General features: G+C 69.4%; 1 pseudogene. It reads right to left on the reverse strand.

Annotated elements, in window-relative coordinates:
* Window positions 1-425 (reverse strand): annotated as a pseudogene (locus J9611_RS22935) (isocitrate lyase); the annotation flags it as partial.

Genomic DNA, 425 nt, shown 5'->3' on the forward strand with positions numbered 1-425 from the left:
CCGAAGCCGGCCTCGGCGTCGGCGACGATCGGGACCATCCAGTCCTCGACGGTCTGGATGCCCTCGGAGAACTCGATCTGGTCGGCGCGGAGCAGGGCGTTGTTGATGCGGCGGACCACGGTCGGCACCGAGTTGGCCGGGTAGAGCGACTGGTCCGGGTAGGTGTGGCCGGAGTTGTTGGCGTCCGCGGCGACCTGCCAGCCGGAAAGGTAGATGGCACGCAGCCCGGCCTTGACCTGCTGCACTGCCTGGTTGCCGGTCAGGGCGCCCAGGGCGTTCGTGTACTGGCCGGTCTTGTGCTCCCCGGTGAGCTGCTTCCACAGCTTCTCGGAGCCGCGGCGGGCCAGGGTGTGCTCCTCGGAGACGCGGCCGCGGAGGCGGATGACGTCGGAAGCCTTGTAGTCCCGGGTGACACCTTCCCAGCG

Source organism: Pseudarthrobacter albicanus (assembly GCF_018224015.1).
Classification (GTDB): domain Bacteria; phylum Actinomycetota; class Actinomycetes; order Actinomycetales; family Micrococcaceae; genus Arthrobacter; species Arthrobacter albicanus.